The organism is Acuticoccus kandeliae (assembly GCF_003073115.1).
In genome coordinates this window covers 2,359,329-2,378,623 of record NZ_QBBV01000001.1, presented here as the reverse complement: position 1 = coordinate 2,378,623, position 19,295 = coordinate 2,359,329, and the positions used below count along the sequence as shown (strand labels likewise).

The 19,295-nt window shown below is 67.1% G+C and carries 19 protein-coding genes and 1 tRNA gene; 5 read left to right on the top strand and 15 right to left on the bottom strand.

Annotation, left to right across the window (positions count from 1 at the left end; genetic code table 11):
• Positions 1–120: 120 nt before the first annotated feature.
• The gene (locus DBV35_RS10865; RefSeq protein WP_108660148.1) at positions 121–606 is read right to left on the bottom strand and encodes an Hsp20/alpha crystallin family protein; all 486 of its coding nucleotides are present in this window, start codon (positions 604–606) and stop codon (positions 121–123) included.
• Positions 607–724: 118 nt separating this feature from the next.
• Positions 725–1,372, bottom strand: coding sequence for a BON domain-containing protein (locus DBV35_RS10860; RefSeq protein ID WP_108660147.1), 648 nt, complete (start codon positions 1,370–1,372; stop codon positions 725–727).
• 150 nt (positions 1,373–1,522) lie between these two features.
• Here DBV35_RS10860 and DBV35_RS10855 point away from each other — a divergent pair, with 150 nt between their 5' ends.
• The 4 genes from DBV35_RS10855 (at position 1,523) to DBV35_RS10840 (ending at position 4,825) form a co-directional block, all read left to right on the top strand.
• Positions 1,523–2,017: an NUDIX hydrolase gene (locus tag DBV35_RS10855; protein ID WP_108660146.1), complete on the top strand. Its 495-nt coding sequence runs from the start codon at positions 1,523–1,525 to the stop codon at positions 2,015–2,017.
• 99 nt (positions 2,018–2,116) lie between these two features.
• The gene (locus DBV35_RS10850; RefSeq protein WP_108660145.1) at positions 2,117–2,761 is read left to right on the top strand and encodes a phosphoribosyltransferase; all 645 of its coding nucleotides are present in this window, start codon (positions 2,117–2,119) and stop codon (positions 2,759–2,761) included.
• Positions 2,762–2,782: 21 nt separating this feature from the next.
• Positions 2,783–4,129, top strand: coding sequence for an erythromycin esterase family protein (locus DBV35_RS10845; protein WP_108660144.1), 1,347 nt, complete (start codon positions 2,783–2,785; stop codon positions 4,127–4,129).
• 18 nt (positions 4,130–4,147) lie between these two features.
• Complete coding sequence (locus DBV35_RS10840; protein WP_108660143.1) at positions 4,148–4,825, top strand: dienelactone hydrolase family protein; 678 nt, start codon at positions 4,148–4,150, stop codon at positions 4,823–4,825.
• A gap of 4 nt (positions 4,826–4,829) precedes the next feature.
• On the opposite strand, the gene ftsH is transcribed toward DBV35_RS10840, so the two are convergent.
• The 8 genes from ftsH to DBV35_RS10800 form a co-directional block, all read right to left on the bottom strand.
• Positions 4,830–6,704, bottom strand: a complete 1,875-nt coding sequence (gene ftsH, locus DBV35_RS10835) for an ATP-dependent zinc metalloprotease FtsH (protein ID WP_281262224.1) — start codon at positions 6,702–6,704, stop codon at positions 4,830–4,832.
• A 46-nt stretch (positions 6,705–6,750) separates the two neighbouring features.
• The gene (locus DBV35_RS10830; RefSeq protein WP_108660142.1) at positions 6,751–7,206 is read right to left on the bottom strand and encodes a host attachment protein; all 456 of its coding nucleotides are present in this window, start codon (positions 7,204–7,206) and stop codon (positions 6,751–6,753) included.
• A gap of 171 nt (positions 7,207–7,377) precedes the next feature.
• Complete coding sequence (aqpZ, locus tag DBV35_RS10825) at positions 7,378–8,121, bottom strand: aquaporin Z (protein WP_108660141.1); 744 nt, start codon at positions 8,119–8,121, stop codon at positions 7,378–7,380.
• 119 nt (positions 8,122–8,240) lie between these two features.
• On the bottom strand, positions 8,241–9,242 hold the full coding sequence (locus DBV35_RS10820; protein WP_108660140.1) for a 6TM ABC transporter family protein: 1,002 nt from the start codon (positions 9,240–9,242) through the stop codon (positions 8,241–8,243).
• 419 nt (positions 9,243–9,661) lie between these two features.
• Positions 9,662–11,224 (bottom strand): calcium-binding protein, encoded by a 1,563-nt coding sequence (locus DBV35_RS10815; protein ID WP_157961674.1) that lies wholly within the window; start codon positions 11,222–11,224, stop codon positions 9,662–9,664.
• Between the two features lie 166 nt (positions 11,225–11,390).
• Positions 11,391–11,467, bottom strand: a tRNA-Arg gene (locus DBV35_RS10810).
• Positions 11,468–11,565: 98 nt separating this feature from the next.
• On the bottom strand, positions 11,566–12,585 hold the full coding sequence (gene cydB / locus DBV35_RS10805; RefSeq protein WP_108660138.1) for a cytochrome d ubiquinol oxidase subunit II: 1,020 nt from the start codon (positions 12,583–12,585) through the stop codon (positions 11,566–11,568).
• Positions 12,586–12,588: 3 nt separating this feature from the next.
• The gene (locus tag DBV35_RS10800) at positions 12,589–14,001 is read right to left on the bottom strand and encodes a cytochrome ubiquinol oxidase subunit I (protein WP_108660137.1); all 1,413 of its coding nucleotides are present in this window, start codon (positions 13,999–14,001) and stop codon (positions 12,589–12,591) included.
• A gap of 186 nt (positions 14,002–14,187) precedes the next feature.
• On the opposite strand from DBV35_RS10800, the gene dgoD reads away from it, so the two are divergent.
• Positions 14,188–15,558 (top strand): galactonate dehydratase, encoded by a 1,371-nt coding sequence (gene dgoD / locus DBV35_RS10795; protein ID WP_281262223.1) that lies wholly within the window; start codon positions 14,188–14,190, stop codon positions 15,556–15,558.
• Between the two features lie 94 nt (positions 15,559–15,652).
• On the opposite strand, the gene DBV35_RS30175 is transcribed toward dgoD, so the two are convergent.
• The 5 genes from DBV35_RS30175 to DBV35_RS10775 all read right to left on the bottom strand — a co-directional run bounded on the left by DBV35_RS30175 (position 15,653) and on the right by DBV35_RS10775 (position 19,179).
• Positions 15,653–16,162 carry a hypothetical protein gene (locus DBV35_RS30175; RefSeq protein ID WP_157961673.1) on the bottom strand — a complete coding sequence of 170 codons (510 nt, stop codon included), beginning with the start codon at positions 16,160–16,162 and terminating at the stop codon, positions 15,653–15,655.
• A 406-nt stretch (positions 16,163–16,568) separates the two neighbouring features.
• Complete coding sequence (locus tag DBV35_RS10790) at positions 16,569–16,889, bottom strand: mannonate dehydratase (RefSeq protein WP_425428455.1); 321 nt, start codon at positions 16,887–16,889, stop codon at positions 16,569–16,571.
• A 105-nt stretch (positions 16,890–16,994) separates the two neighbouring features.
• Complete coding sequence (locus DBV35_RS10785; RefSeq protein ID WP_205648559.1) at positions 16,995–17,588, bottom strand: thiamine pyrophosphate-dependent enzyme; 594 nt, start codon at positions 17,586–17,588, stop codon at positions 16,995–16,997.
• Positions 17,576–18,106 (bottom strand): thiamine pyrophosphate-binding protein, encoded by a 531-nt coding sequence (locus DBV35_RS10780; protein ID WP_108660134.1) that lies wholly within the window; start codon positions 18,104–18,106, stop codon positions 17,576–17,578. Before DBV35_RS10780 ends, DBV35_RS10785 begins: the two co-directional genes overlap by 13 nt.
• A 119-nt stretch (positions 18,107–18,225) precedes the next feature.
• On the bottom strand, positions 18,226–19,179 hold the full coding sequence (locus tag DBV35_RS10775; RefSeq protein ID WP_108660133.1) for a LysR family transcriptional regulator: 954 nt from the start codon (positions 19,177–19,179) through the stop codon (positions 18,226–18,228).
• Positions 19,180–19,295 lie beyond the last annotated feature (116 nt).

Genomic DNA, 19,295 nt, shown 5'->3' with positions numbered 1-19,295 from the left:
GACCCAGGCCCCAGTTGGCCCTTTTCCGCACGGAAAGTGAAGGCCAACTTGGATAGATGCGCCCCGCACACCGGCGAGGCGCGGTCCGAGGACGGCGTCGCCGCCGCCCTCGTGCGCGGATCAGGCGGTGGGGCCGATCGCGATCTTCTTCGCCGATGCCTTCGCGAGCTTTGCGGGCTTCGGCACGGTGATCGTCAGGACGCCCTTCGCCATCGAGGCCTTCACGTCGTTCGGATCGACGCCCTCTGGCAGCTCGATCGCGCGGGTGAAGGTGCCGTAGCTCCGCTCGGTGAGGTAGCAATTGTCGCCCTGCTTCTCCTCCCGCTCGGTCTTCTTCTCGCCCTTGATGGTGAGGATGTTGTCGTTGACCTCGATGTCGACGTCTTTCTCCTCGAGGCCGGGGAGCTCGGCGGTCATCTCGATGCGGCCGTCCTTCTCCACGATGTCCATGCGCGGCACGGCGACTCGCGGCCAGTCGAAGTTCACGCTCGGCCAGCCGCGGTTGAAGTCGGAAAACACCCGCTCGATCTCGCGCTGAAGGGAGATGAACGGATTGGCGTCGCCGGGAACCACGTCGCTGTTCTTCTTCAGGAATGGCAAGTTCATGGCTTCATGCCCTTCGCAACGGGTGCACCCCGCTTGGTGCATCCTGGGATGAGGGCTACGGCGTCTTGGGCGGCAGCCCTTGAGAATCGTCAATCGACCACGCGGCGCGGGGCACCCTTCAGCCGACCTTGATGTGATCCTCCACGACCGCGACGCCGGGTGCGGACCAGGCCGCGCGCTCGGCAAGGCGCCGCTCGTACCAGGCGTTGACGTGGCCGCCGAGGGTGACGCGCCCCTCCGACACGCTGACCTCGATCGCCTTCGCCTCCATCTCGGCGCTGCGCTTCAGCGACTCCTCGATCTTCCGCTTCACGTCGCCCGAGGAGGCCCGCCGCTTCACCGTCACGCGGTTGTTGACGCCGACGACGCCGCCGAGCTTGCGCACCGCGTCGGCCGCCGCGAGGCGCTGATAGTGCCAGTCGACTTCGCCGGAGAGGGTCACCCAGCCGCGCTCGACCTTGATCATGATGTGGTCTTCGGGGACGCGCACGTCCCATGTGAGGACGTTGACCGCGCGTTCGGCGATCTGGTCGTCCGCCGTCTTCTTCTCGAAGGGGTAGCGGACCTCGATCTCCTCCGCGATCCCCTTCACCCCCTTCACGCGCTGGACGGTCTCCTCCGTCAGCATCTTCTCGTGATAGCTGTTCACGTGGCCGGAGAGCATGACCACGCCTCTCTCCACGGCCACGCCGATGTGTTCGGCGTCGAGCCCCGGCTCATATTCGAGTTCGTTCAGGACTTCCTGCCGTAGCGTCTTGTCGTCCATGGCTGATCTCCGATGGCAATGGGGATGCAACGGCGCAAACCCGCTGGCTCAGCATGAACCGCACGGCCCGGCCGGAATTGATGTTGGTCAAGATTTCCGATGGGGCGACGCTGCCAAGGCTCGCCCGCGGACGGCGGGAGGACGGGTGAGATGGCGCGATCGCGCTCCGACCGGGCGACGCCGCACAAACTGAGCGCCGGCATCTTGCTGTATCGCCGGCGCGAGGGGGTGGAGGTGCTCCTCGTCCACCCCGGCGGGCCGTTCTGGCGGCGCAAGGATGCGGACGCCTGGTCGATCCCCAAGGGCCTCGTGGATGGCCCCGACGAGGACATCGAGGCCGCTGCGCGGCGCGAGTTCTGCGAGGAGGTCGGCGCGGCGGTGGACGGCCCCCTCCACCCGCTCGGCGAGGTGCGCCAGACGGGCGGCAAGGTGGTGATCGCCTTCGCCGCGGAGGGCGAGGCCGACGCCGCCGCCATTCCGGGCGGCGGGCTCGTCACCCTCGAATGGCCGCGCGGGAGCGGGCGCAGCGAGGCCTTCCCCGAGGTCGACCGCGCGGCGTGGTTTGCCCTCGCAGAAGCGCGGGTGAAGCTCCTCGCGAGCCAGCACCCCCTCCTCGACCGGCTGGAGGCGCTCCTCTCCCCCTGACGGCGCGCGCGAAAACTTGAGATCCGTCAATTGCGCCCCTCCGAACGCGACTAGCGTCCGGTCCTGAACAAAGACCTCGGGCCGGAAGGGAGGAGAGGCATGTATTTCAAGGATCGACACGACGCGGGACGCTGGCTCGCCGCGCGCCTCGAAGTCCACGAGGGGACCAATGCGCTGGTCCTCGCGTTGCCGCGCGGCGGCGTCCCCGTCGCCTACGAGGTGGCGAAGGCGCTGGAGCTTCCGCTCGACATCCTCCTGGTGCGCAAGCTCGGGGTGCCGGGGCACGAGGAGTTCGCCATGGGCGCGATCGCGAACAGCGACGTGGAGGTGCTGAACCAGCGCGTCATCGACTCGCTCGACATCCCGAAGCCGATGGTCGACGCGGTGATCATGCGCGAGCGCGAGGAGCTGCAGCGGCGCAACGAGCACTATCGCGGCGGCGCGCCTGCGCCCGACCTCAAGCATCGCAGCGTCATCATCGTCGATGACGGGATCGCGACCGGCGCCGACATGCGCGCGGCCGTCGGCGCGGCCGAGGCCCTCGGCGCGGCGCACATCGTCGTCGCGGCGCCCGTCGCCTCGCGCGAGGCGGTGACGGCGCTCGGCAAGATCGCCGACGACGTCGTCACCCTCGCCACGCCCGAGCCGTTCGGCGGCGTCGGCCTCTATTATCGCGATTTCAGCCAGACGAGCGACGCGGAGGTCCAGCGCCTGCTGGCCGACGCGCGCGCGCTCTCGGCCTGACGCCCGAGCACGGAGGGACCCATGCACGCGCCCGAACACCTCATCGCCGAGATCAGCGGCCAGGCGATCCCGCTCGACCGCTCCGGCGCCGCGATGGACCGCCTCGTCGCGATGGCGGCGGACGCCAGCTACGTCCTCATCGGCGAGGCGACCCACGGCACGCACGAATTCTACGCGATCCGCGCCGAGCTCACGAAGCGCCTCATCGTGGAGCACGGCTTCGCCGCCGTCGCCGCCGAGGCGGACTGGCCCGACTCCTACCGCGTGAACCGCTATGTGCGGGGCGAGCCGTCCATCACCAGCGCCGACAGCGCGCTCGCCGCGTTCGAGCGCTTCCCGCGCTGGATGTGGCGCAACACGGTGGTGCGCGATTTCGTGGAGTGGCTGCGCACCCACAACGAGGCGATCGACACGCCCGCCGAGCGGATCGGCTTCTACGGGCTCGACCTCTACAGCCTCGAAGCCTCGATCGAGGCGGTCGTCGCCTATCTCGACAAGGTGGACCCGGCGGCGGCGACCCTCGCCCGCGCGCACTATGGCTGCTTCGACCATCATTTCGCGCGCAACCCGCAGCAATATGGCTACGCGACGATGCTCGGCCTCACCCCCGGATGCGAGCGCGAGGTCCTCGACCAGCTGGCGGTCCTGCGCCGTAAGCGCTTCGACTATCTGACGCGCGACGGGTTCGCCGCCGGCGAGGACTTCTACTGCGCCGAGCAGAACGCGGCGGTGGTGCGCAACGCCGAGCACTATTATCGCACGATGTTCGAGGGGCGCGTCTCGTCCTGGAACCTGCGCGACCGGCACATGGCCGACACGCTCTTCGGCCTCGCCGACCATCTCCACATCCAGCGCGGCACGACGCCGAAGATCGTCGTGTGGGCGCACAACTCGCACGTTGGCGACGCGCGGGCGACGGAGATGGGCCAGCGCGGGGAATGGAATATCGGCTCGCTGGTGCGCGAGGCGCATGGGCGGAACGCCTGCCTCATCGGCTTCACGACGCACCACGGCACCGTGCGCGCGGCGAGCGCGTGGGACGGGCCGGGCGAGGTGAAGACCGTCCGTCCGGGGATGAGCGGGAGCTATGAGGGGCTCTTCCACGCGGTGGGGATCCCGCAATTCCTCCTCGTCCTGCGCGACAATCCGGTGATGCACCGCCACCTGGAGCTTTCCCGCCTCCAGCGCGCGATCGGCGTCCTCTACCTCCCGGAGACCGAGCGGCAGAGCCACTACGTCTTCGCCCAGCTTCCCGACCAGTTCGACGCCGTGATCCACGTGGACGTGACCCGGGCGCTGGAGGCGCTGCCGCCGATCCCGCAGCAGCCGCAGATGGGCGTGCTGGAGACCTATCCGACCGGAGTGTGAGCCGAGAAGGAGACCGTCATGGGCGAATTTGAGACCGCGACCCGGCAGCGCGAGGTGTCGCTGCGGGTCGGCGCGGAGACGCTCCACGGCACGCTCGACGTGCCCGCCGGGGCGCGGGGCGTCGTCGTCTTCGCGCACGGCAGCGGCTCCAGCCGGCACAGCCCGCGCAACCGCGCCGTCGCGCGGCTGCTGCGCGAGCGGGGCATGGGCACGCTCCTCATCGACCTCCTCTCCGCACGCGAGGAGGCGATCGACCGCAACACCGCGCACCTGCGCTTCGACATCCCGATGCTCGCCGAACGCCTCGGCGCGATCGGCGACTGGGTGATCGCGAATGCCGCGGACGACGGGCCGCTCGCCCTCGGCTATTTCGGGGCGAGCACCGGGGCGGCCGCCGCCCTCGTCGCCGCCGCGCGCCAGGGGAATGCCGTCGCGGCGGTGGTCTCGCGTGGCGGGCGGCCGGACCTTGCGGGCGATGCGCTCGAACATGTGCGCGCGCCCACGCTCCTCATCGTCGGCACCAACGATGTCGACGTCGTGGCGCTGAACCGGAAGGCGCTGCGGAGCCTCAACGAGGATTCGCGCCTCTTCCTCGTCCCCGGCGCGACCCACCTCTTCGAGGAGAAGGGTGCGCTGGAGACGGTCGCGGAGGCGGCGGCGGACTGGTTCGTCGTGGCCTTCGGAGAGCCCGCCTGAGCGCTCAGCGCGCCGTGTCGGGCAACGGCCGCGCCGGCTCCCTCAGCGCGGGCAGCGGAGCGCGGACGAGGTCGGCCTTGTATTGGGCGAGAACGCCCGCCTCCAGCGTCTCGTGGGCCAGAAGCTCGGCCGCCGCACGGTGGAGGAGGCCGTCATTGCGGCGCAGGATGTCCTTCGCCCGCTCGTAGACGCTGCCGGTGATCGCGCGCACCGCCTCGTCGAGCTGCTCGGAGGTGCGCTCGCTGTAACCGCGGTCGAGACGCGGCGTGAGATCGCCGCCGATGAAGGTCGGCCGCTCCACGTCGTAGCTCACATTGCCGAGCCCCTCGACCATGCCGTAGCGCGCGGCCATGGAGCGGGCGATGTCGGTCGCCTTCACGAGGTCGTCGGCGGCGCCTGTGGAGAGCTGGCCGAAGACGATCTCCTCCGCCGCGCGCCCGCCCATCAGGACGGCGATCTTGTTCTCGAGCTCCTCGCGCGTCATCAGGAAGCGGTCCTCGGTCGGCCGCTGGATCGTGTAGCCGAGCGCGCCGATGCCGCGCGGGATGATCGAGACCTTGTGGACCTCGTCGGTCCCCGGCAGCGCCATCGCCACCAGCGCGTGGCCCATCTCGTGATAGGCGACGACCTCGCGCTCGTGCGGGTTGAGGAGGCGGTTGCGCTTCTCGAGCCCGGCGACGATGCGCTCCACCGCGCGGGTGAAATCGTCGAGGCCCACGGAGGGCGCGCGCCGCCGCGTGGCAAGCAGCGCCGCCTCGTTGACGAGATTCGCAAGGTCCGCGCCGCTGAAGCCGGTGGTGAGGCCGGCGATCTCCTCCACGTTCACGTCGGGCGCGAGCGTCACCTTCTTCAGATGCACGTTGAGGATCTGGATGCGTCCGGCGCGGTCGGGCCGGTCGACGAGGATCTGCCGGTCGAACCGCCCGGCGCGCAGGAGCGCGGGGTCGAGGATCTCGGGCCGGTTCGTCGCCGCGAGGAGGACGACGCCGACGCTCGGGTCGAACCCGTCGAGTTCGGACAGGAGCTGGTTCAGCGTCTGCTCGCGCTCATCGTGCCCGCCGGTGAGCTGGGACGCGCCGCGCGCCCTTCCGAGCGCGTCGAGCTCGTCGATGAAGATGATCGCTGGCGCCTTCTGCCGCGCCTGCTCGAAGAGGTCGCGCACACGCGCCGCGCCGACGCCCACGAACATCTCCACGAATTCCGAGCCCGAGATGGAGAAGAAGGGCACCCCCGCCTCGCCCGCGACGGCGCGCGCGAGGAGCGTCTTGCCGGTGCCGGGCGGCCCGACGAGGAGGATCCCCTTCGGGATGCGCGCGCCGAGGCGGCCATATTCCTTCGGCGCCTTCAGGAACTCGATGATCTCCTTCAGCTCCTCCTTCGCCTCGTCGACCCCGGCGACGTCGTCGAAGCCGACCTTCGTGTCGGTCTCCATGTAGACCCGCGCCCGGCTCTTGCCGACGGACATGAGGCCGCCGACGCCGCCCATCCCGGCCATGCGGCGGATGAGGAACCACCAGAGGCCGAAGAAGAGGAGCGTCGGCACGACCCAGGAGAGGATCGCCGTCAGGAGAGAGTTCGCCACCTCGCCCGAGAAGGTGACCCCGCTCTTGCCGAGTTCGGCGGCGAGCGCGGGATCGACCCGCGCGGTCCTGAAGCTCGTCTTGCCCTCGCGCGGCGTCGTGTAGGTGCCCCGGATCGTGTCCTCGCTGACGACGATGTCCTTGATCTCGCCGCCGGAAAGGAGCGTCTCGAACTGGCTGTAGGGGATCGTCTCGACCGCGCTGTACTCGACCCACGCGTCGCGCAGGAAGGTGGCGCCGAGGAACACCAGAAGGAAATACCAGAAGAAGAACCGGTTCTCGCGTTGGAGTATCGGCACGGCCCGCCCCACTCACTCACAAGCGCCGATCGGCACGGCGCGCGCCCTAACGCACGGACAAAAGCGCCTCGATCTCGCTCACCGGCTTGTTGGCAAGGTCGACATCGAGCTCGGCCGAGACGTGACCGCGCACCGCGCTCGACAGGTGCTTGCGGAGCTGGCCGAGCATCCGCGGCGCCGCGACGATCACCACCGAGCGCTTGCTCCACTCGGACGAGCGATCCTCCATCATCGCCGCGATGCGCGCGGCGAAATCATTCTCGGCGGCGTCATGGAAGTCGGTCGCCTCGAAGGCGCCGCGCCGCGTGCGCCCGCCCTTGTCGAAATGGCCGGGGCGCTCCGTCCCCTGATCGCGCGTCGGCGGATTGTCGATCTCGACGACGTGCTCGAGCATCAGGCGGGGGGCGAAGGCGTCGCCCTCGTTGGTCATGAGAAGGGCCTTGCTGCCATCGGCAACGAGGACGAGATCGTTGTGGCGCAGGCGAATGTCGGTTCGGGTCATGGCACGGCTCCTCCTCACCCATTGGACGGATGGTGGACCTCCCGGCCCGGCGAGGATTTGACGAAAGTCATCGGCCGGCCCGCCGCGTGAGCGAACGTGCGCGCCCTCCACTGATGGCGGCCGGCCCCTCCGCCATGACGAGAGGGGCCGCTCATGGTCCGCGCCCCGCCCTCAGGCCGAGACGCTGCGCTGCTCCACGACGGGGGCGCTGCTCAGAATGTCGGGCTCGTAGATGAGCCGCGTCGCGAGGCCCGCGAGCATCGCCCCGAGGATCGGCGCCAGCCAGAAAAGCCAGAGCTGGCCCACATAGTCGCCGCCCGCGAAGAGCGCCTGGCTGGTGCTGCGCGCCGGGTTCACCGAGGTGTTGGTGATCGGGATCGTCACGAGGTGGATCAGCGTCAGCGACAGGCCGATCGGGATACCCGCGAAGCCGACCGCCGCGCCCTTCGACGTCGTGCCGACGATGATGAGGAGGAAGAAGAAGGTCGCCACCACCTCCGCGGTGAAGCAGGCGACGAGCGAATATTTGCCGGGGCTGAGATCGCCGAACCCGTTCGCCGCGAACCCGCCCGGCACCCATTCCGGCTTGCCCGAGGCGATCAACCACAGCACCGCGGCGGCGAAGATCGCGCCGATCACCTGCGCGCCGATATAAGGCAGGACGTGCTTGTTGGCGCAGCGGTTCGCCGCCCACAGGCCAAGCGTCACCGCCGGATTGAAGTGGCCGCCCGAGACGTGGCCGACGGCATAGGCCATGCTCAGGACCGTGAGGCCGAAGGCGAGGGCAACGCCGAGAAAGCCGATCCCCAGCTCAGGGAAGCCCGCGGCGAAGATCGCCGCGCCGCATCCGCCGAAGACAAGCCAGAACGTCCCGAAGAACTCTGCAACAACGCGTCGTGTCATGTCGTTCTGCATCGAACCCTCCAAAACCGCTGAAGCGCAGCGGGGCACGTGCTCAACTTGTATGCTTCGCGGCGGGCGGAGTCGCGCAAATATTCGATGGCATTTTTACTTGGACGGGCGGCCTCTGGCCGTCACCCGTGGCGTCGCGCGGACATCCCCATCCGCCGCCTCGCGACGGGATGGGCGCGGCGCACGGTGCGGCCCTCCAGCGTGTCCATCAGGAGGTCGAAGGTCACGACCGCGTTCGACACGGTGCGGAAGAAATTCACCAGAACGTCCCACGGATCGGCGATTTTCTGAAAGCCCGAGATGAAGACGACGAGCGTCGCGACATCGGTCTCGCCCCTGATCACCATGGTCCCGCCGACCATCAGCACCATCAGCGGCCCGAGCGCGTCGAGGAAGTTGCCGAGCGCCGTGAGGAAGTATTTCCGCCGATAGATCATCATGCGCAGCAGGAAGACGTTGTCGATGGCGATCGCGGCGTGGATCTGCAGGCGCAGCCGCTGCTCGGCCTGGAGGCGGCTCATCTGGCCGACATCGTCGCCGAGGCGCCGCACGCGCAGCGTCTTCATGCGGATCATCCGGTTGATGGTCGCCTGCACCCGCGGGACGATGAGGGCCTGCGGCGCGTAGATCGCCATCGCGAGGACGGCGATCGGCCACTCGATCCAGAAGAGATAGGCGAGCACCCACAGGATCGTGCCCGCCTGAAGGAGGGGCAGCGCGATGCTGTCGCTCGCGAACCCGCCGACATCCTCCGCCTCCGAGATGATCATCGAGGCGCGCGTCCCCTCGTCGATCGGCGGGCGCGGGGTCGCCGAGCCGAGCCCCTCCTCCCACGCGACGACGCGGCGGCGCAGATCCCGCGTCACCTCCTCGAGGATCTCACCCTTGGTGACGTTGAGGAAATATTTCAGCGTACCCTGGACGAGGAGCACCGCGAGATAGACCGCGCCGAGGATCGCGAGGATCCGCACCTGCCGGCTCCCGACCGCCGTCTCGACGAACCGTCGCTGGATCTCGAGCGGCACGAAGGCAAGCGGCGTCACGAGGCTCGTGAGGAACGCGACGCGGACCTGGCCCCGTCGGCTCGTGCGCAGGATGAAGCGGTAGAGTGGGCGGGCGTCCATGACCCGTGCTGACCGATGACGCCGGCGCGCCGCCTGGCGCAGCCGTGGCGAAGGGCCGGAGCCTGGACCCGGCCGCACGGCCCGGCTTGACGATTGTCATGCCGGGCGGTGGCGGTGGCTTGACGCCACTCCCTTTGAGGCGCGCCCCGGGGAGGCGACGCTTGGGGTTTGGCCTCGCGGAGGAACTGCGCCGTCCCCACTCAGGCGGCTCTGCGCCACCCTGCGCAGCCGTCCAAGGATGCGTGCGCGTGGGGTCGAATCGCCGCCGGATCCCGACACGGGCGCGGGATCCTGATCCGATTGGCTGTGGCGCGATGGGCACTCCTCCATCAATCCCAGCGTCGTCGCCGCGATCGTCGATGGCCGTGCACAGACGCGAACGCCCGCCTAAGCGCGGAGGCACCCGCGTCGTGGCAAGATCAGGCAGCGGTCGGGTCGATGTAGAAGTGGAACCACCCCATCGAGGGGTGGAGGTCGGCAGAATCGTCGAGGACGATCGTCAGGCCCGGCGCTTTGATGACGATGTCTCCGTTTTTCAGCGTCTTGAACGAGATGTCATCCTGGTCGAACTGATGGCGCGGGAGGCGAATCGAGTCGAAGTTTGGTTCGAAATCGGTGATCCGGTCCACGCCCCCATCCGCCTCGAAGTAGAACTGGTCGCGGTTCGCGCCGCCGGTCAACCGATCGTTGCCGGGGCCGCCATAGATGCGGTCCTCCCCTTGGTCGCCCTTGATGAAGTCGTTGCCGGCGCCGCCGTAGATGGTGTCGTTCTTATCGCCACCGATGATGACGTCATTGCCATCGCCACCGGTGATGAGGTCGAAACCTGAGCCGCCGCGAAGCTTGTCATTTCCGTCGCCGCCTTCGATCACATCGTCGCCGCCACCGGCGTTGATCCGGTCGTTGCCCGCGTTCCCGATGAGGTGGTCCCGGCTGTCCTGCCCGACCAGCAGGTCGTTGCCGTCGCCGCCCTCTAGCCAGCTGCCTGTCTCGATGCCGATGATCCGGTCGTTCTTCGGGCCGCCGATGACCGCCATCCTGTAGAAGACGTTCTCGTCGTTGACGGTCCCCGCGTCGCTGTCGACGCGCACGCGGCCGGGCCGATTTGAAAAGTCCAGCTGCGTGAAACCGGTGCCGCCGACAAAGAAGTTGTCGCCGGGGCCTTGGTGGATGACGCTGTGACCATCTCCAGCGAAGATGATGTCATCGCCCTTGCCGTCATAATAGACGGTGTCCCCACGTCCTCCGATGATGAAGTCATCGCCCGAGGTGCCCGTCACGGAATCCGCGAGGGAGATGTCATTGATCCCTCGCCCGTCAGACGAATACGAAATCCGGATCTGCGTCAGGAACTCTCGTATCGGAGGAGGGACGACTTTGTCATAGAGGGACAAGACACGAAGATCGTCGTCAAGCTGGTTCTGGAGGTCGTAGACGCGATTTCGCATCTGCTCGATTGTCATTCGACCGGCAGAAAATCGCTGAGCCGCCTTCATCTGCTCTTCGATGTAGTCGACGATCGCGAGGTAGGCGCCGGAGCGATAATCCATCGCGCGCTCGGCGCGTTGGTCCGAGATCCCGTTCTCGGCGGCAAATTCCATGACCATGGCGGTGATGGTGTCGAGCGCCTCAGCCACATCAGGCCGCAATTCGGGCAGGACGATGAGATCCAGCGGCAGAGAATCCATTTCGGAGGTCGATCTGACCACCCACTCGTTCACGTACGATGTCGGACTGGATGACGTCCGGAAGAGCGTGTCCGTCGTGAAGTCCGACGGAATGCCGTTACGACGTGTGTGGATATAGATTTCCGAAACGACCATCTCGACCCACTCGCCGACAACAATGTCAGTCGGCGTGTGCTCGAAAACCTCGGAAACACGATAATATTTATAACCGAGATCCAAATCCGCGAGATAGAGACGCTCGTTCGGATGCTCAGGCTTTTCATCCAACGGAATAAAGTCAAACTTAATATACACGTCGCAGAACTTCCAATTTTCTCAAATTACACCAAGAATTCGTGCGCGATATGCGGATGTTCCGCACAAAGATCAAGTGACGAAACGGTAAGATTTGTGCGCGCCGACGGCCATGCGGCGGAAACCGCAGGTCGCTTGGTCGACGCAGCGCGTTGGACGTTTTGGATGGTGTCCCCGGCAGGATTCGAACCTGCGACCCCAGGATTAGGAATCCTGTGCTCTATCCTGCTGAGCTACGAGGACGCACCCGCTCCATAGCGAATTCGGGCGCCGAATGCACCCCCTCGCGTGGGGGCGCGACGCCGGCGCCGCTGCCCGCCAAAGGCCAAAAGGCAGGCCCGTCAGTGGTAGCCTTCGCCGGGCTTCAGCGTGCCGCGGAAGGTCCAGTAGATGAAGCCGGTGTAGATCAGGATGATCGGCACCATCGGCACCGCGCCGAGGAGCAGGAAGAGCTGGCTTTCGGGGGCGGCGGCGGCCTCCCACAGGGTGATGCTGCGCGGCACCAGATAGGGGAAGACCGAGATCGCGAGGCCTGCGAAGCACAAGACGAACAGGGCGACCGAGGAGAGGAAGGTCTTCGCCCCCTTCCCTGCCTCCACGCCGCGCAGGGCGAGCCAGGTGAACCAGGCCGTCAAAAGCGGGACCGGGACGAGATAGGCGATCTCGGGCCAGGAGAACCAGCGGTCGGCGATCGGGGGGATCGCGAGCGGGGTCCAGATCGAGACAACCGCGATGAAGGCGACGAGCGCGAAGAGGAGCGGGCGTGCCCAGCGCCGCGCCTTCTCGCGCAACTCCCCCTCCACCCGCATCATCAGCCAGCCGGAGCCGAGCAGCGCATAGCCCGCGACGAGGCCGACGCCGCACAGGATCGAGAACGGGTGGAGCCAGTCGAACGGGCCGCCGGAGAATTGCGCGTCCGTCACCGGCACGCCGTAGACGACCGCCCCCAGCACCATCCCCTGGCAGAAGGCGGCGACGGTGGAGCCGAGCGCAAAGGCGATGTCCCACTTCCGGTGGTTCGGCTTGGAGACGAAGCGGAACTCGAAGGCGACCCCGCGGAAGACGAGCGCCAGGAGCATGAAGATGATCGGCAGGTACACCGCCGGCATGATGATGGCGTAGGCCTTCGGGAAGGCGACCCAGAGGCCGCCGCCGCCCAGAATCAGCCAGGTCTCGTTGCCGTCCCAGAAGGGGGCGACCGAGTTCATCATCTGGTCGCGCTCGCGCTCGTCCTTCGTGAAGGGGAAGAGGATCCCCATCCCGAGATCGAACCCGTCGAGGAGGACGTAGAGCACGACCGCGACGCCGATGAGGGCGGCCCAGATCAGCGGCAGGTAGGTGGTGAACCAGAGCGTGTCCATCGCCTATTCCCCCGCTTCGAGGACCTTGCGGCCCGCGTCCTTCGCGCCAGAGAGCGGGCGCAGGCCCGAGACGTCCTCGTCGCCCCGGCCGCGGGCGACATCGGGACCGTACCGCAGGAGGCGGTTGATGTAGTAGGTGCCCGCCGAGAAGACGATCCCGTAGACGAGGATGAAGAGAACCAGCGAGGTCGCCATCGCCCCACCCGCGACGGGCGAGACCGCGTCGGCGGTGCGCAGGATCCCGGTCGCGACCCAGGGCTGGCGGCCGGTCTCGGTCGTGTACCAGCCCGCAAGGATCGCGAGGAACCCGATCGGCCACAAGAAGCGCGCATATTTGAGGTAGAGCGTGCTGCCGAAAAGCCGGCCGCGCGCCCACAGGATGCCGCCGGCGAGGATCGTCAGCATCATGAGGCCCCAGAGGCCGATCATGATGCGGAAGGTGAAGAACGGGATCACCACGGGCGGCCGCAGATCCTCGGGGAATTCCTTCAGCCCCTTGATGGTCCCGTCGAGGGTGCGGGTCAGGATGAGGCTGCCGAGATAGGGGATCGCGATCTGGTAGTCGTTGCGCTCCTCCGCCTCGTTCGGCCAGGCGAAGACGACCCAGGGGATCGGCCCCGTCGTCTCCCCCTCCCCGCCCCAATGGGCCTCCATCGCGGCGACCTTCACCGGCTGGTATTTCAGCGTGTTCTCGCCGCTCGCGTCGCCGAGAAAGCCCTGGATCGGGACGAGCACGATGAGGAGGCCAAGCCCCATGCGCACCATCGTCTTGGCGCTCTCCGGCGCGATGCCCGCGATCAGCCAGCGCGCCCCGGTCGCGAAGACGACGAAGGCGGTGGTGATGTAGGCGGCCGCCACCATGTGGCCGAGGCGGGTCGGGAAGGTCGGGTTGAAGATGATCTTCAGCCAGTCGACCGGATAGGCGATCCCGTCGCGCACCTCGTGGCCGGCTGGGAACTGCATCCAGCTGTTGGCCGACAGGATCCAGAAGGCCGACATCGTCGTGCCGATCGCGACCGCGAGGCAGGCGCAGAAATGGAGCCAGGGCGGCACGCGGTTCCACCCGAACAGCATGAGGCCGAGGAAGGTCGCCTCCAGGAAGAAGGCGGTCAGCACCTCGTAGCCGATGAGCGGGCCGATGACGTTGCCGACGACCTCCGAATAGCGGCTCCAGTTGGTGCCGAACTGGTAGGAGAGCACGATCCCCGAGACGACGCCCATGCCGAAGGAGACCGCGAACACCTTCGTCCAGAAGCGGGCGAGTTCGTGATAGCGGTCGTTCTTCGTCTTCAGCCACATCCCTTCGAGCGTCGTGATCCAGGCCGCGAGGCCGATCGTGAAGGACGGGAAGATGATGTGGAACGTCACCGTGAAGGCGAACTGGAGGCGGGCGATGAGGACGGGATCCAATTCCATCCGGCTATCCTTGCTGCTGTCTGCGCGGCTCGGGCGTTTGTTCGCCGAACGTTTTTTGGTTGTTTCAAATCTACGTCGCGCGGGGCGTCATGATCAATCCGCCGCACCCGCCCAACGGACGGATTTTGACCGGTCGCGCACCGGCGCGACCTGTGCGGACGGTCGTGCAAACTTACAATTCCCGCCGTGTTTCGCCCCGACGGGGCGCGACGCGCGACCGAACAGGCTTGCCGGGCGACCCGAAACTTTCGCGGCGGTGATACAGAAAGAGCACGCGCACGGCGGGCACGGGGCTGCGACGCGGCGGCCCGACTGAGGCGATTTTCATCGGCGGCGAAGCGCGGTAGAGCCAGCGGCGATTTTCCCGGCGGACCGGCGCCAGCGCCTCCGCCTTCCTGGACGAGGCCCATGAAGATCACCCGCATCACGACCTACAAGGTCCCGCCCCGCTGGCTGTTCGTGAAGATCGACACGGACACCGGGCCCTCGGGCTGGGGCGAGCCGGTGGTCGAGGGGCGCGCGGACACCGTCGAGACGGCCGTCGCCGAGCTCGCGGAAGGGCTCGTCGGCACCGACCCGCTGCGCATCGAGGACCATTGGCAGGTGATGTACCGGGGCGGCTTCTATCGCGGCGGCCCGGTCCTCATGAGCGCGATCGCCGGGATCGACCAGGCGCTGTGGGACATCAAGGGCAAGCATCACGGCGCGCCGGTGCACGAGCTCCTCGGCGGGCGCTGCCGCGACACGATCCGCACCTATAGCTGGATCGGCGGGGACGGGGCGGACGAACTGATCGAGGCGGCGGGCGCGGCGATGAGCCGGGGCTTTCGCGCGGTGAAGATCAACGGGGCGAGCCAGCTCCAGATCGTCGACAGCATCAAGGCGATCGATACGATCGTGACGCGCATCACCGCGCTGCGCGAGGCCTACGGCAACGAGCTCGACATCGCGATCGACTTCCACGGGCGCGTCCACAAGCCGATGGCGAAGGTGCTCGTCCACGCGCTGGAGCCGGTGCGCCCGCTCTTCATCGAGGAGCCGGTCCTGTCCGAATATCCGGAGCATCTGGCCGAAATCACCCGGTCGACGCACATTCCGATCGCGACCGGCGAGCGGCTCTATTCGCGCTGGGATTTCCGCAAGATCCTGGAGAATGGCGCGGCCGACATCATCCAGCCCGACCTCTCCCACGCCGGCGGCATCACCGAGTGCCGCAAGATCGCCGCGATGGCCGAGGCGCACGACGTGGCGCTCGCCCCCCACTGCCCGCTCGGCCCCATCGCGCTCGCGGCGTGCCTCCAGGTCGACGCCCTCTCCCACAACGCCTTCATCCAGGAGCAGAGCCTCGGCATCCACTACAACAAGGGCAGCGACCTCCTCGACTATGTGAAGGACCGCGACGTGTTCGGCTATGTCGACGGCCACCTCACGATCCCCTCCGGCCCCGGCCTCGGCATCGAGGTGGACGAGGAGGTGGTGATCGAGCGCGCGAAGATCGGCCACCAGTGGCGCTCCCCCGTCTGGCGCCATCCGGACGGCTCCGTCGCGGAGTGGTGAAGGCAGGCCGCCGGTGAACGCCGCGTCCGAGTGTGTCGCAATGGCATGGAGAGACCGTTCGACCTTTGACGTCACAAAGGGCGATCGAAAATTGTTAGAACAGATTGTCGATTTTCGCAGACCCTCGGTAGAGCGTGGATAGTCCACTTGTCTTCAAGTCAACTTCGATACATTGCCGCGATGACGCGATTTCGAGTGGCCATCCAATTTTACCGACGCCGTCTGGAGACCGATAAGGCAACGAATTTATGTCACTGGATACGTATAATACTATTTTTGAAATGCGTGATTTATCGTCATATTCAAAATCTGTCACTCCAACAAACGCATATTTATACCCCGCCGGTTGGATGCAAGGAGAGACGGTGAATACACCAACTGAAATTTTCTTTGAATCAACTGTAGGATCAACCAACAGTTTTATTCTATGATATTTAACTGACGACAGTTTTTCTTTGCCAATTGAACTAAATAAGAGATCATAACCTGGCGGATCACTTGGATAGGAAACACCTGGCGAAACATCGTTTATCGCAAGCTCCAGCTTTTCCTCCACGCAAGATGACAATAAAATTGCAGCTCCGATATGGAGCACGATATTCATCAAAAATTTCATCCAGACACTCGAAGTTTCAATGCGCCAACGTATTGGATTTTCATTTTATTTGAAGCTGACACGCCAACGAGGACATTTCACGCACTCGTCGCCAGATGCCGTCAATGGCGGACCATCCAGGGTACAACTATTGCACGCACGCCCCCCGCGATAGAATCGCCCCGCCTTCTCGTCTCAGCGCGGATCCGATGTTTCCCGCGTCATCGAGCCGAACCGGCTGGAACTTCGCGACATCTCCGTCGGGCGGCCGGTCCCCGGCGGAATCCTGGTGCGGTTGGTGCGCGGCGTCGAACGCGGCGAAATCGACGAGGTCGAACCGCATCGCCGTGCCGCCATGGCGCACGCGATAGGCAAGGCCCGTCCGCGTCTAGTCGAGGACCGGCATGAAGTTGTATCAGATGGTCCGGATCCCGGCCGCGGCGAGGTTCTCGAGGCTCACGCGATAGGCCTTGAAGTGGCCGCGCCAGTCCCTGGTCTGCCGCTTGATGTCCTCCGAGACGGGAGAGCTCTCGACGACGTCCCAGCCGAGGCCGGAGGGCGAGCCGTCGGCCCGCGTCGTGATCGCGCGCTGGCGGGCCGCGATCTCGTCCGCCGTCCACACCGTCCCCGTCGGCACACGGTGAAGGGCGGAGACGACGCTCTCCACCCCCGCCTGCAGCATGTCGTCGATGCCGACGATGTCCTTCGGCCCGAACCACCGCCAAGTCTGCTTCACCCCGAGGTCTCCCGTGCCCGCTTTCGCCCCCTTCTGGCGGGGGGCGATGGGGCTCGGTCGCGGCGCGGCCGGGCGAAGGCGAGCGCCCGCCTGAGGCTCAGGAGCCTAGAGCGGCTGGAAGCCGAGCGCGGCGCGGAAGCGGTTCTTGATGTAGACGCCGTCGCGCAGGGGGAGGACGCGCGGGGCCTCCTCACTCGACACCTTGATGGTCGCAAGGCGGGGCCCGTCCCGGTCGGCGAGACGCCGGCGCAGGTCATCGACGCCCGCGTCGTCGCGCACGATCCCCGTCCAGGCAAAGCCCACGCTCTCGGCGATCTTCGCGATCTCCACCCCGCGTCCCGAGTGGCTGATCTGGTGCCCGGTTTCGCCGAACTGGCCGTTGTCGATGACGGCGATCGTGAGGTTCGCGGGCTTCGCGACCGCGATCGTCGCGAGCGCGCCCATCCCCATCATCAATTCGCCGTCGCCTGTGACGACGAGGACCGAGCGTTCCGGCTGCGCCTTCGCGAGGCCGAGTCCGACGGTCGCCGCGCTCCCCATCGCGGCCCACAGATAGTAGTTGTTCTCGTGGTCACCGGCGGCCATCACGTCATAGGAGGGCGAGCCGAGGCCGGTGACGACGAGGAGCCCGTCCCGCCCTTCGAGGAGGCGGGCGACGGCGGCGCGGCGGTCGAGGAAGGCGTCCATCACTTCACCCACTTCTTCTCGCCGATGAGGCGCTGACCGAGGAGGACGGCGCAGGCCGCATCGCCGTTGAAGGCCATCGAGGCCGCGCCGTGGACGAGCGGGACGACATCCTTCGCCTCGTCGGCGCGCCAGGTGAGGACGCCCATCATGTTGAGCGCCTTCTCCGTCGCCTGCCCCATCGCGTTCTGCCAGCCGTTGAACTCCGCCCAGTCGCCCCGCATCGTGACGAGCGTCAGGAACGGGAAGCGCGCATTGGAGACGAGGCCCAGCGTGTTCATGCAGTTGCCGGCCCCGCTCGACTGCATGAGGAGCGCGCCGCGCTCGCCGCCGAGCCAGGCGCCGGCGAGATAGCCGATCCCCTCCTCCTCGGTGGTGAGGACCACGGAGTGCATCTCGTTGTCGGCCTCGGCAAGGCGGATCGCCGTCGAGTGGCCGGCGTCGGGCACGTAGGCGACGTGCTTCACGCCGTGCGATTTCAGGACGGTGTAGACGTCTTCGCGCCAATCCGTCCCCGTTTCACCGTCCTGCATCGTCCCCCCGAGATGTTGGCCGCGTCGATCGCGTCGCCCTTCGTCCTATGCGGTTCGGACGTTGCGCACGACTATCAACGGCGTCGATAAGATATAACGGAATTGTCTAGCTCGCCTGTCTAGCCACCCGGCCCCGTCGCCATCGTCTCATCGAGGATCTGGCCCATCCAGGACCCCTGCGCGGCAAGCTCGCGGGCGATCCGGCGGAACTCCTCGCCGACGAAGCGGGCGGCGGGGTCGACCGGCGCGTCGGAGCGGTAGGCGAGGACCAGGCGGCGCTCCGGCGTCGGGTCCACGAGCTGGGCGGCGCGGATCGCCCCGCTCTCGATAAGGCCGTGGATCGGGGCGAGCGGCAGGACGGTCATCCCGAGCCCAGCGCGCACGAGGTCGATCATCCCGCTGAAGGATTCCACCTCGACGCGGGTGTTGAGGCGGATCCCCGCCCGCGTCGCGCACGCGTCCATCAGGCGGCGCAGGCCATGGCGCGGGCTCGGCAGGATCAGTTCGCAATCGGCAAGGCGGGAGAAGGCCATCGTGTCGTCGAGGCTGAAATCGGCGTCCGCCGGGCCGACGAAGAGGAGCTTCTCCATCATCACCGGCACGATGCGCAGCGATGGCAGCGGCTCCGGGTCGTAGGAGACGACGACATCGAGCTCGCCGCGCTGGAGCCAGTCGAGAAGGAAGCCGCTGAAGGCGGAGGCGAAGCGGACGGCGAGCAGCGGATGGGCGGCGCGGATGCGCTCCACGAGCGGCAGCGTCACGAACTGGGCGACGGTGGGGGTCGTGCCGATCCGAACGGTGCCGTGAAGGGAGGTGCGGCCGGCGGCGGCGGCGTTCCGGATCGCCTCGAGCTCGGCCATCACCTTGACCGCGTGGCCGAGGATCTCGCTTCCCGTCTCGGTGATGATCATGCCGCGCCCGTGCCGCTCGAAGAGGGTCGTGCCCAGCTCCTGCTCGAGCAGGCGGATCTGACGGCTGAGCGCCGGCTGGGCGATGTTCAGACGGTCCGCGGCCCGGCTGAGGCTGCCGAGTTCGGCGACATGGATCAGCGTCTTCAGCTGCGTGACGTCCAAATCATCCCTCCCGCGCGACCGCCGCGACGGCGCGCGCGATCATCGGAGGGAATGGATCGCGCGTCGAGCGGCGGGGTCCGGGCCGGAGCCCGGAACCCTTCCTGATCAGGATGCGA